Annotated in this window: 12 protein-coding genes and 1 pseudogene; 9 read left to right on the forward strand and 4 right to left on the reverse strand. The window is 72.1% G+C overall.

Translation table 11 applies throughout. The features are described from left to right. Positions 1–111 precede the first annotated feature (111 nt). On the reverse strand, positions 112–1728 hold the full coding sequence (locus ACFVZW_RS05885) for a poly(3-hydroxybutyrate) depolymerase (protein WP_384517272.1): 1617 nt from the start codon (positions 1726–1728) through the stop codon (positions 112–114). Between the two features lie 199 nt (positions 1729–1927). On the opposite strand from ACFVZW_RS05885, the gene ACFVZW_RS05890 reads away from it, so the two are divergent. Next, positions 1928–2434 (forward strand): tetratricopeptide repeat protein, encoded by a 507-nt coding sequence (locus ACFVZW_RS05890; protein ID WP_384517454.1) that lies wholly within the window; start codon positions 1928–1930, stop codon positions 2432–2434. A gap of 67 nt (positions 2435–2501) precedes the next feature. Next, entirely contained in the window at positions 2502–3023 is a 522-nt protein-coding gene (locus ACFVZW_RS05895; protein ID WP_384517274.1) for a nuclear transport factor 2 family protein, read from the forward strand. A gap of 55 nt (positions 3024–3078) precedes the next feature. On the opposite strand, the gene ACFVZW_RS05900 is transcribed toward ACFVZW_RS05895, so the two are convergent. Both ACFVZW_RS05900 and ACFVZW_RS05905 read right to left on the reverse strand, forming a co-directional pair. Beyond that, on the reverse strand, positions 3079–3396 hold the full coding sequence (locus ACFVZW_RS05900) for a cupin (RefSeq protein WP_384517277.1): 318 nt from the start codon (positions 3394–3396) through the stop codon (positions 3079–3081). Then, positions 3389–4672, reverse strand: a complete 1284-nt coding sequence (locus ACFVZW_RS05905) for an MFS transporter (protein ID WP_384517279.1) — start codon at positions 4670–4672, stop codon at positions 3389–3391. The genes ACFVZW_RS05900 and ACFVZW_RS05905 overlap by 8 nt, the downstream gene beginning before the upstream one ends. Positions 4673–4762: 90 nt before the next feature. Between ACFVZW_RS05905 and ACFVZW_RS05910 the strand changes: the two genes are divergently transcribed. The 5 genes from ACFVZW_RS05910 (at position 4763) to ACFVZW_RS05930 (ending at position 9007) form a co-directional block, all read left to right on the forward strand. Then, positions 4763–5647, forward strand: coding sequence for a LysR family transcriptional regulator (locus tag ACFVZW_RS05910; protein WP_384517282.1), 885 nt, complete (start codon positions 4763–4765; stop codon positions 5645–5647). A gap of 61 nt (positions 5648–5708) precedes the next feature. Further along, complete coding sequence (locus tag ACFVZW_RS05915) at positions 5709–6599, forward strand: DMT family transporter (RefSeq protein WP_384517283.1); 891 nt, start codon at positions 5709–5711, stop codon at positions 6597–6599. A 110-nt stretch (positions 6600–6709) separates the two neighbouring features. Continuing rightward, the gene (locus tag ACFVZW_RS05920; RefSeq protein WP_384517287.1) at positions 6710–7360 is read left to right on the forward strand and encodes a M15 family metallopeptidase; all 651 of its coding nucleotides are present in this window, start codon (positions 6710–6712) and stop codon (positions 7358–7360) included. A gap of 68 nt (positions 7361–7428) precedes the next feature. Next, positions 7429–7770 carry a DUF5713 family protein gene (locus ACFVZW_RS05925; RefSeq protein ID WP_384517290.1) on the forward strand — a complete coding sequence of 114 codons (342 nt, stop codon included), beginning with the start codon at positions 7429–7431 and terminating at the stop codon, positions 7768–7770. 55 nt (positions 7771–7825) lie between these two features. Next, positions 7826–9007, forward strand: a complete 1182-nt coding sequence (locus ACFVZW_RS05930; protein ID WP_384517293.1) for a DUF6924 domain-containing protein — start codon at positions 7826–7828, stop codon at positions 9005–9007. A 45-nt stretch (positions 9008–9052) separates the two neighbouring features. Here ACFVZW_RS05930 and ACFVZW_RS05935 read toward each other — a convergent pair whose 3' ends face one another. Beyond that, positions 9053–9637 carry a TMEM165/GDT1 family protein gene (locus ACFVZW_RS05935; protein WP_384517296.1) on the reverse strand — a complete coding sequence of 195 codons (585 nt, stop codon included), beginning with the start codon at positions 9635–9637 and terminating at the stop codon, positions 9053–9055. A gap of 297 nt (positions 9638–9934) precedes the next feature. On the opposite strand from ACFVZW_RS05935, the gene ACFVZW_RS05940 reads away from it, so the two are divergent. Together ACFVZW_RS05940 and ACFVZW_RS05945 are read left to right on the forward strand one after the other, a co-directional pair. Next, positions 9935–10543, forward strand: a complete 609-nt coding sequence (locus ACFVZW_RS05940; protein ID WP_384517298.1) for a TetR/AcrR family transcriptional regulator — start codon at positions 9935–9937, stop codon at positions 10541–10543. After that, positions 10540–10831 (forward strand): annotated as a pseudogene (locus ACFVZW_RS05945) (hypothetical protein); the annotation flags it as partial. The gene ACFVZW_RS05940 and the pseudogene ACFVZW_RS05945, both read left to right, overlap by 4 nt.

Here is a 10831-nt window from a genome sequence, read left to right on the forward strand (position 1 = left end):
CCCGCCGGGGGGTGTTTGGGGGGTCGGGGGGTTTGGGGGGCGCGGGCGGGGCGGCCCCACCGGCCGGCGGGGGGGGGTCGCCCGGGGGGCCCCCCGCCCCCCGGGTCGGGGTCAGCGGTACTCGACCGTAAGCGTCACCGGAGTGGACTGGTTGACGAAGAGATACGCCGTCGAGGCCTGGGCCGATTCGAAGCGGAGCCGGATCTGGGTCGTGCCGGCGCGGTCGAGGGCCGCGAGCGCCGACGCCGACAGATCCGTGGAGGAGGCCGAGCCCGAGGAGAACGAGGCGATCTGGGCCCCGCCCGCGACCGTGGCGGCGGCCGACCAGTCCGAGGCTTCGACGGTGCACGCGCCGAAGCAGCCCGTGGTGACGTCCGCGAGCAGTCTGTTGCCCGCCGGGGACGCCCAGGGATCGCCCGACCCGCTGCTGCGGTTCACCGTCAGATAGGCGCGCGTGATCTCCTTGCCCGCCGGGATCTTCGATGTGTCGAAGGAGAGCAGCGTGCGGTTCACCTTGCCGTCGGTGCCACGGCCGAGCGCCAGCCCGGAGGAGTCCTCCAGCGTGCCCACCACCGGCGCCGATCCGTCGGCGGCGGCCTTCACATAGCCGTCCTGCGCGTCCACGCTCGACAGCGTCACCCGGTCGGTCACGGGCGGGGGAGTGGTGTCGCGCAGCGCACGGACCATGCCCATGATCGCCTCGATCTGCTTGCCGCCGTGCCGTGCGTGCGACGAGTCACCGAGGTAACCCCACCAGTTCCAGCACCCGTTGGGGTTGTCCAGCGTCGTCGTCGGAACGGCCTGCGGGTAGAGCACGATCATGTCGTTGGTGTCCGCGTACTCGTTGAGGTACGCGTTGTCGATGAACCGGGTCCCGAAGCCCTGGTATCCGTACCCCTGCTTGCAGCCGTGCAGCGCCACCATCAGGGAGCAGGACGCGCCCCCGGCGCAGGACGTCGGCACATAGACGAAGCCCTTGTCGTCCAGCGACAGCGGCGCCGCAGAGCCACCGGGCGCGTAGGCGTTCTGGTCGAACTGGATCAGGCTCCCGCCGGGGGACGAGCTGGGCGCGGCGACGGAGCCCAGCAGATGGCCGAGCAGCTCGCGCTCGGCGTCGATGCCGCAGTTGTTGATCCATGGACTCTGCGTGACCGTGCAGGAGTTGGGGCCGAGCGGGCTGATCCAGGCATGCCCGGCCGCCGTGCTCCGGTTGTACTGGACACGGGCGCCGAACCGCCCGTAGTAGTCGGCCAGCGCGTCCGCCACCGGCCGCTTGACCGTCGTGTCGTTCGAGCCGCTGAAGACGTAGACCGGGTCGCCCGCCAGGTTCGCCACCGGATCGACGAGTCCCTGCGCCGACCAGTCCCGGGTGGTCTGCTCCAGCTGGGCGAGCTGAAGGTTCTGCATGGTGTCCATGCAGGCGTAGAGGGCGAGATTCAGGGTGTTCTGCGCGCAGTTGTGCGGTCCCGAGGCGAAGGCCGCCGAACCGCTGAACGTACCGGAGTACGCCACGTGGAGCTGGGTGGCCATGTAGCCGCCCGACGACACCCCGGAGCTGTGGACGGCGTCGATCGTGTACGGCTGGAGGTTGCCCGGCACGGGAGCGGGCGCCGCGGCGGGGGCGGCGGCCGCCGGTGTCGCGACGGGGAAGAGGGTCGCGGCGGCGAACAGCAGCAGAGCTGTCAGCCGGCGCGGCCCGCGTGGGCGGAGCGGGCGGAGTGGACGCATGGGGTCTCCCGGGCGGCTCGTTCAAGTCGGGTCGATGGCCGGGAGGTTAGGGGCGGGCCGCGCGGCCCTTCTATGGGCCCGGCCGCCACAACCAGCGGGGTGGAGTATGGCGCGCCGTCATCTGGCAGCCGCCGCACGGCACTCCCGGGCGACCTGCGACGATGCTTCCATGAACGATGCCTCCACGAACGGTGCCGCCATGAACGATGACGAGCGGGACGGACGGCTGGCCGAGGCGGTCGGACTGCGCGAGCAGGGCCGACAGGAACAGGCGCGGGACCGACTGGTGGAGCTCGCCGCGCGGTACCCCGACGACGCCGAGGTCGCGTACCAGAGCGCCTGGGCCCACGATGTCCTCGGTCTGGAGGCCGAGGCCGTCCCCTTCTACGAGCGCGCGCTGAAGTCTTCCGGCGCCGGGCTCTCGCCTGACGACCGCAGGGGCGCGCTCCTCGGGCTCGGCAGCACCTTCCGCGTCCTCGGCAGGTACGAGGAGGCGGTCGCCACGCTGCGCGGCGCGGTCGAGGAGTTCCCGGACGACGGCGCGCTGCGCACCTTCCTCGCGATGGCTCTGTTCAACACGGGCGAACACCATGAGTCCGCACAGCTGCTGTTGAATCTGCTGGCGACCACGAGCAGCGATCCGGGCGTCCGCACGTACCGGCGGGCCATCGAGTACTACGCGCGGGACCTGAACGAGACCGTGTGAGCGCCCGAGGCGGATGGACGCGGTGCTCCCTTGACCTCAAGCATGGTCGAGGTCGAATGATCGAGCCATGAGCGATCCGAGCAACACGACGAATCTTCAGGACCACTTCGAGATCACCACTCTCATCAGCGGCTTCTTCCGCGTCATGGACGAGCGGCGCTTCGACGAGGGCTGGGCCGACGCCTACTTCACCGACGACCTGCGGACGACGACGCCGATCGGCGTGGCCGAGGGCGCCGACGCCGTCCGTCACGTGGAGGAGGCCATCGGGCGGTTCGCCGCCACCCAGCACATCTCCTCCGACGTGGTCGTCCGGGTCGGATCGGACGGGCGGACGGCCCACGTCCGCTGGAACGCCCATATGACCCACGTCCATCCGGACTCCACCCTCCGGGCGCGCGGCGAGGGCGCCAACCCCCTCTTCACGGTCGGCGGCGTCTACGAAGGGGAGGTCCGACGCACCGGCCAGGGCCGGCGCGGCAGCCGGATGTCGGTGCGGGCCGTCTGGATCACGGGCGAACCGCCCGTACTGCCGGAGGAAGCCGCCGCCCGCGTCGCGGAACGGACCGGCGCTCGGGCGGCCGGCTGAGCCGAGCGGAGAGAGCCCTGCAAGGCGCTGATGCGGCCTGCCCCAAGAAGCAGTTCTAGTCGTTGACCGCGGTCAGCAGGACCACGGCGTCCTCCAGGGCGGTGAGCCCATGCCGCTCCTTCGGGATCATCTGGAGCGCCCCCGCCGACAGCTCCTCGGACCAGCCGGCCGCCGTCAGCCTCACGCGCCCCCGCAGGACCTGCAGACTCGCCGCCGGTGGTGCGTTGTGCTCGTCGAGGGCCGTGCCCGACACCAGCGCGATCACGCTCTGCCGGAGCACCCCGTCGTGCACCACCACATGGGCGCTCCGGCCGTGCGCGGCGGTGCGCGCGGCGGCCAGGTGTTCGTCGGCGAGGGCCGCGAGATCATGCATCGTCTCTCCCTGCGAGGGTGCGCGGGTCGTGAGTCCCAGCCTCGCGCGTGTCGCCCGGTGCGCAACTCGGGACGGTACGGCGTGTCGCGGCGACCGCGAGGGCGGCGAGCGCCGTGAACCCGGCCGCGGCCGTGACCGTCACCGCCCAGCCGTACGCCCCGTACAGCCACACCGCCGTGAGCGACCCGATCGCACCGCCGGCGAACGTGGACAGCATGAAGACGGTGTTCACCCGGGCCGCGATCCGGCTGCCGAGGCCGAAGATCCTCGCCTGGTTGGCCACCTGACAGGCGCTGGTCCCCAGGACCAGCAGATTCGCCCCGATCGCCAGCGCCACGGGCGAGCGCGCCCCGAGCCCGACGACGAGGAAGGAGACCGCCACGCAGAGCAGCGACCAGGCGTTCACCACCCGCGTGCCGAACCGGTCGGTGAGCCGTCCCGCGTACGCCGAGAGCAGCGCCCCGGGCAGGCTCAGGAGCCCGAAGAGCCCCGCCGCCCCCGGACCGAGGCCCAACGGCGGGGCGGCCAGGTGGAAGGCGAGCGTCGCCCAGAAGACGCTGTACGCCGCGAAGACCGCGGCGCCGGTCAGCGCCGACGCCCGTACCGCCGGGTGCTCGACGAAGAGCCGGGGCAGGCTCGCGAGCAGCCGCGGGTACGCCGGCCGGTGCGAGGTGGGCCCGGCGCGCTCGGGCAGGGCGCGGGGCACGACGATCAGCAGGACGGCCGTCGCCGCAGCGGCCAGCAGATAGGCCGTGCGCCAGCTTCCGCCGGCGTCCGCGGCCGCTCCCGAGACGGTACGGGAGACGGTCGAGCCCAGCGTGAGCCCCAGACCGATGAGCCCCACGACCCGACCGCGGTCGCCGGGCTCGGCGAATGCGGCCGCGACCGGGGTGAGGACCTGCGGCAGGACGGCGGTGGTGGAGACGGCGAGGGTGGCGACCGTGAGGGTGAGGACGTTCGGCGCCGCCGCGGCCACGAGCAGTCCGACGCTGGTCAGCGCGAGCAGCACGCTGGTGAGGCGGCGCAGCCGAGCGGTGTCGGCGAGCGGAACGATGAGCAGCAGTCCGAGCGCGTACCCGAGCTGGGCGGCCGAGGAGACCAGGCCCGCCGTGTGCTGGGAGACGCCCAGGCCCTGTGCAATGGCGTCGAGCAGCGGTTGGGGGAAGTAGATGTTGGCGACGGTGACCGCCCCCGCCACCGCCATCACAAGGACGTTCGGCCGGGTGACGGGCCGGGAGACGGCGGCCCGCGGGGCCGTGTCGGTCGGCTGTTTCATGCCCCTCAGGCTGCTGTCCGCCGACCCGGCCGATCAAGGTGGAACAATGCAAGCGGCGTTTAGTGAAACTCAACGATGGGGGTCGGGGCGATGCTCGAACGGCACGAACTGGAGGCGTTCCTGACGCTCGCCGAAGAGCTGCACTTCGGCCGCACGGCCGAACGTCTGGGCGTCTCCACCGGCAGGATCAGCCAGACCGTCAAGAAACTGGAGCGCCGGGTGGGCACGCCGCTGTTCGAGCGCACCAGCCGCAGCGTCCGCCTCACCCCGGTCGGCCGCCGCCTCGACGACGACCTGCGCCCCGCCCATCGGCAGATCCTCGCCGCCCTGGAACGCGCCACGGCCGCCGGCCGTGGTGTCCACGGCACGCTCCGGGCCGGCTTCGGCGCTCCCTGGAGCGGCGAACTGCTCGCCACGGCCGCCGACGCCTTCCTCGCGAGCCACCCCGGCTGCGAGATCCACATCAGGGAGGTGCCGCTCGACGGCGGGGTCCGGCCGCTCCAGGACGCCGAACTCGACGTCCTGCTCACCGCCTTCCCGGCCCGTGAACCCGGGCTCACGACCGGCCCCGTCCTCTCCAACGAGCCCCGGGTCCTCCTCGTCCCGGCCGCCCATCCTCTCGCCCGCCGGGAGTCCGTCTCGCTCGACGACCTCGCCGGCGTGCCACTGATCGCCCCGGCGGGCGCCAACTCCCGCTCCTGGCTGGACGCCCACTACCCCGCGCGCACCCCCTCCGGGGCGGTCATCCCGCGCGGTCCGGTGGCCGCCTCCTGGCAGGAGGTCCTCTCCTACGTGAGCGCCGGCCGCGGAGTCTCCCCGGGCTCGGCCCGGGGCGCCCACTACCACCCGCGCCCGGGCGTGTCCTACGTACCCCTGCGCGACGCGCCGCCCGTCGAGTACGGCCTCGTCTGGCCGACGTCCGCCGAGAACGCGCTGATCAGAGCATTCGCCGAGACGGTGGCCGCACAGCGTTGAGGGAAGGCGGGGCGGTGTGTCCCGTCGGGGGCGGGGGAAGCGCCGCGGCTACGGTGGGCCGGTGCAGCGTGCCTCAGACCGCGTGACGCTCGCCGTGTTCCTGACCGTGGCGGTCCTCGCGGGCGGAAACGCGGTCGGCGTCCGATTCAGCAACCGTGAACTCGATCCGCTCTGGGGCGCGGCCGTGCGGTTCGGCGCCGCCTCGCTGCTCCTCCTGGCCGTGATGGCCGTACGCCGACTGGAGTTCCCGCGCGGCCGCGCGCTCGCCGGGGCGATCCTCTTCGGCGTCCTCAACTTCGGCGTGACCTTCGCGCTCGCGTACTACGCGCTGGTCCGCATCCACGCCGGACTCGGCCAGACCATCCTGTCCCTGGTCCCGCTCGCGACCCTGCTGCTCGCCGTGGCGCAGCGCCTCGAACGCTTCCGCCGCATGGCGGCCGTCGGCACCGTCTTCGCCACCGCCGGAGTCGCGGTCATCTCGCATGCATCCCTGGACGGCGGCGTCCCCGTGCCGTCCCTTCTCGCGATCCTGGGCAGCATGCTGGCGTTCGCACAGGCCACCGTCCTCGTGCGGCGGCTGCCGAAGGTCCACGCGGTCACGATGAACGCGGTGGGCATGACCGCCGCTTCCGTCCTGCTGTTCGCCGGCTCCCTCGCCGCCGGCGACACCTGGCGCCTCCCGGACCGCGCCGCGACCTGGTGGGCGCTGGCCTATCTGGTCGTGGCCGGCTCCGTGCTGACCTTCGTCCTCTTCCTCTTCGTGGTCCACCGCTGGGACGCGTCACGGGCGGCGTACGTCTTCGTCGTCATCCCCATCGTCACCATCCTGGTGTCGGCCTGGCTGGACGACGAACGCCTCACGGCCTCGCTGCTGATCGGCACGCCGCTCATCCTGACAGGGGTCTACCTGGGAGCCCTGCGCAAGGGTCCCGCACAAGAGCGCTCCGCCTAGGCGGAGCGTGCGGTGGACCCGGTGCGCCTCTCGCCGGGAGACCATGCCCGCCACGACGCCCACTGACCCGTCGTCACCGGGCCCCGACGGGTGGGGGCATGATCGGGTCCATGAGTGAGATCACGCTGATGTCGGACCCCAAGGTCGCCGCCGTCCCCGTCCAGGAGTGCGGCGAACGGCTCGTGGACGTACGCGCGGAGGGCTCCCTGCTCGTCGACCCGCGCAAGCGGGACGGAGCGGGCGCCTTCGCCCATCTGCGCGTGGGTGTCCTCGACCGGCTGCTCCGGGCCCAGGAGCGGCTGCCGGACGGACTGCGGCTCCTGTACGTGGAGGGCTACCGCCCCCTGTCCCTGCAGCGGCGGTACTTCACGGAGTACGGCGACGAACTGCGCGCCGCCCACCCCGACTGGCCCGCCGAGGACGTCCACGCCGCGGCCGGCCGCTACGTCTCGCCGCCCGAGCTCGCGCCGCACAGCGCCGGCTCGGCCGTGGACCTGACCCTCGCCGATTCCGACGGGAGGGAGCTGGACCTGGGCACCCGGATGAACGCGAGCCCGGAGGAGAGCGCGGGGGCCTGCTACACGGACGCCGCCGGGATCACCGCCGCGGCCCGGCGGAACCGGGAGATCCTCAGTGCCGCGCTCACCGGTGCCGGGCTCGTCAACTACCCCACCGAGTGGTGGCACTGGTCGTACGGCGACCGCTACTGGGCCCTCGCGACGGGCGCGCCCGCGGCCCTCTACGGACCGAGGGACATCTGAGCGGAGGCCGTTGTCAGTGGTGTGGGGAACGATGGTCGCATCGGTGATCGAGAGGTGAAGGGGATCGCATGTCCATCACGAACCAGCAGGTGACGGAGTACGCGTTTCTGCGCGCGCTGTACGAGGACGGGTACTACCCGGACAGCGTCGTCGACAAGGGGAAGGCGATCCTGCAGCGGCTCTGCGAGCGGATCGAGGCCGAGCAGCCGGCCGATCTGACGGCGCTGTACGCGCTCACGGAGGTGGCCACCGAGGAGTTCAACGCCCTGGAGGCGGACTTCCTGGAGGCCGGGAGCGAGATCGAGACCGTCGCCCGTGAGGAGATCGCCGAGAACTTCTGGTTCGTCGCCACGGCCTACGGATTCGAGGACGCCGACGCGGAGGAGCTGGTGGCCGCCCGGGAGTGGTGACGGCATGGTGTCACCCGGCTGTTCGCCGCGTGCGCGCGGTCGGTAGGTTCGCCTCATGACTGCGCAGCGAGCCGACGTCCACCACTCGCCCTCGACCTGGCAGCAGCCGGTCCCCGCAGCGGCCTCGGCCGAACGGGCCGCGCTCGTCGAGGGGACGGCGCGGGCGATCCTGGCTCGCGGGACCGGCCGCCTGCTCGTCGGAATCGACGGACTCACCGCGGCCGGCAAGACCAGCTTCGGGCACGAGCTGGCCGCATGGATCGCGGGCACGGGGCGGCCGGTGCTCCGGGCGACGCTCGACGACTTCAAGAACCCGTGGAAGGACCGGCACCTCTACGACCGGGAGTCCGGGGAGGGCTACTACCGCAACGCGTACGACTACGAGCGGGTCAGGAGTCTGCTGCTGGACCCCGCCCGGTCGCCGGAGGCGGACTCCTGCGCCCTGTGCGGCATCGACCCGCTCACCCAGATCGACCACTCCGCACAGCGGACCCCGCTCGGCCCGGACGCCGTGCTCGTCGTGGACGGCGTCTTCGCCTTCCGTCCCGAGATCGACGACTACTGGGACTACCGCGTCTGGCTCGACGTGGACCCCGAACTGTCGGTACGACGCGGCGCGCTGCGGGACCGGAACTGGGCGGGCACGGACGCGGAGGCGATTCACCGGGACCGCTATCTGGTGGCGGAGCGCATCTACCTCGCCGAGGTCGACCCGCTGCCGAGGATGGACGTCCTCATCGACAACACGGACTTCGCCCGCCCCCGCGTTCTGGCCCCACGCCGCCCCGCCGTGACCGGCCGTGAGGAGTTCGACGCCCTCGTCGTCCGTACCGACTACGGCGACGAGAGCGCGTGGCAGGAGGTGCGGGCCGCCCTGGCCGCGGACGCCGACTTGACCGCACTCGTGGTCGATGACCCGGCCTGGGCCGGAGCCGCCGCCGACGAGGTGCTGGCGGCCGTCGCCGGAGACGAGGAGCTGGGTGTGGTGTTCCTCGCCGACGCGACGACGATGACGTCTTCGCACCGCGGCCTGCTCGCCGTCACGACGGAGACCCGCGCCGACTTCGACGACGACGAGGACTACGCCCGACTGACCGAGTTCGGCACACGGTTCCGTACGGTCCCGGCGGGAGTGCACAGCATCAACGCCAACCTGGCCATCGCCAACATGGGCTTCGAGGAGTTCGCCGCGGAGGCGCGGCGTGACCCGGACGGGCTCTTCCGGAACTTCGAGTGAGGCGCGCCCGGCCGGTGGACGTTCCGGACGGGCGCGTTCAGTGGGTCAGCCGACGAAGATCTCGGTGAGGGACCAGACCGCCAGGCCCGCCATGCACAGGCCGCCGATGCGCTGGACGGTCTTCAGCGGGACGCGCTTCGCGATGAATCGGCCCGCCACCAGGGCCAGGGCGGAGACGCTCATCAGGGCCGCGGCCGCGCCGATCGCCGTCGACCATGTGCCGTTGGTGGCGGCGAGGTTGGCGGTGGTGATCTGCGTCAGGTCGCCCCACTCACTGATGAAGACGGCCATGAACGCGGTCGAGTAGACGGGCCAGAAGCCTGTCACCGTCCTGCCGCCCGCGTCGTCCTCCCCGTCGTCGCCCCCGCCGCGCAGCAGCATGAACGCGCCGAAGGCGAACAGCAGGGCCGAGATGAGCTTGACGATCCAGTCGGGCAGAAGGCCGATGAGGCTGCCGGCGCCCACGGCGATGGCGACGTGCACGATGAACGCGGTCGAGGTGCCGAACCAGACGTACAGCGGACGCATCCGTGTGCCCATGGCGAGGGACGCGAACATCGTCTTGTCGGGAAGCTCGGCAAGGAAGATCAGCCCGAAGGCGGTGAGGATCGCCAAGGGGTCGAGGTGCATACCGGGGCTCTCTGCTCGGTCCGGGCCCGGGATTCGCACGGCACCACGGTGGGCGACGGGAAGAACCACTCGGCCCGGCATGACGGACCACGCCCACAGGATGCGGACATGGCGAATGCCTGGCCGAAGGTCTCGCCCGTCCGCGCTTCCGCATGGACCCGGCCACCGGGAACCCGAGGGTTCCAGTGTGTCGACGACCGGTTCGCAGGGCTACTCCCCTTCGCTGCGGACAAGTGTAGCGGAGGGTTCCGTCGATCTTGGTAGACGCTGTCTACGGATACCTGGTAGACAGTGTCTATGACTGACGACACCGAGACCGGACTGCGCGGCCGACTGGTCGACGCCGGCGTCGAGCTGGTCCATGCGGAAGGGGCTCAGGCGCTCTCCCTCCGGGAGATCGCCCGGCGCGCCGGGGTCTCCCACGGGGCGCCCCGCCGCTACTTCCCGACCCACCTCGACCTGCTGTCGGCCATCGCCCACGAGGGCTTCGTCGAGCTCACGGACCGTGTCACCGCCGCGCTCGCGGCAGGACCCGAAGCCCCCGACGACCCGCGCGCCGAACTCGACGCCCTCGCCCGCGTCTACCTCGACTTCGCCCTCGGCCGCCGAGGGATGTACGAGCTGATGTTCCGCCACGACCTGCTCGAAAGCGGGCGGCTCGGGCTGCGCGAGACCAGCCTGCCGCTCTTCGACCTCCTCGCCCGGCTCGTCGCCCGCGTCCGCCCGGCGTCCGGCCCGGGCCCCGGACCGGCCGCGGTGGCGGCCGCGCTCTGGGCGAACCTGCACGGCATCGCCCAGCTCTGGGGCTGGGGGAGCCTCCAGCTGGCCGCCCGTACGGACGACGTGGAGCCGTTGCTCCGAGCCGCGCTCGACGCCCACCTCGGCCCCGAGGGAGGCGTGCGGTGATACGGCAACGGCAGCTGACCCTCGCCTGCAGCGTCGTCGGGGCCGCCGTCGTCGCCCTCGACGGCACCGTGCTCACCCTCGCGCAGCCGGCCCTCCAGCGCGACCTCGGCGCGAGCTTCGCCCAGGTGCAATGGACCAGCACCGGATACCTCGTCGCCGTCGCGAGCCTGCTCGTCTTCCCGGGCCCGCGCCGCGCCCCCCACGGCCCCCCGCGGGGCCGCGCGCGTATAAACAAAACCCAGCCCACCAGACCCAGTTACAACTCGGTTTCGGTGTTGTGCGTTGTTC

It is taken from the genome of Streptomyces sp. NPDC059567, assembly GCF_042735655.1.
In the GTDB taxonomy this organism is placed as follows: Bacteria; Actinomycetota; Actinomycetes; order Streptomycetales; family Streptomycetaceae; genus Streptomyces.

Excerpts from the sequence above, each read along its gene's own strand:
- ACFVZW_RS05930 (WP_384517293.1), top strand. The coding sequence starts at position 7,826 with ATGACTGCGCAGCGAGCCGACGTCCACCACTCGCCCTCGACCTGGCAG.
- ACFVZW_RS05910 (WP_384517282.1), top strand. The coding sequence starts at position 4,763 with ATGCTCGAACGGCACGAACTGGAGGCGTTCCTGACGCTCGCCGAAGAG.
- ACFVZW_RS05895 (WP_384517274.1), top strand. The coding sequence starts at position 2,502 with ATGAGCGATCCGAGCAACACGACGAATCTTCAGGACCACTTCGAGATC.
- ACFVZW_RS05900 (WP_384517277.1), bottom strand. The coding sequence starts at position 3,396 with ATGCATGATCTCGCGGCCCTCGCCGACGAACACCTGGCCGCCGCGCGC.
- ACFVZW_RS05925 (WP_384517290.1), top strand. The coding sequence starts at position 7,429 with ATGTCCATCACGAACCAGCAGGTGACGGAGTACGCGTTTCTGCGCGCG.
- ACFVZW_RS05940 (WP_384517298.1), top strand. The coding sequence starts at position 9,935 with ATGACTGACGACACCGAGACCGGACTGCGCGGCCGACTGGTCGACGCC.
- ACFVZW_RS05890 (WP_384517454.1), top strand. The coding sequence starts at position 1,928 with ATGAACGATGACGAGCGGGACGGACGGCTGGCCGAGGCGGTCGGACTG.
- ACFVZW_RS05935 (WP_384517296.1), bottom strand. The coding sequence starts at position 9,637 with ATGCACCTCGACCCCTTGGCGATCCTCACCGCCTTCGGGCTGATCTTC.
- ACFVZW_RS05885 (WP_384517272.1), bottom strand. The coding sequence starts at position 1,728 with ATGCGTCCACTCCGCCCGCTCCGCCCACGCGGGCCGCGCCGGCTGACA.
- ACFVZW_RS05905 (WP_384517279.1), bottom strand. The coding sequence starts at position 4,672 with ATGAAACAGCCGACCGACACGGCCCCGCGGGCCGCCGTCTCCCGGCCC.
- ACFVZW_RS05920 (WP_384517287.1), top strand. The coding sequence starts at position 6,710 with ATGAGTGAGATCACGCTGATGTCGGACCCCAAGGTCGCCGCCGTCCCC.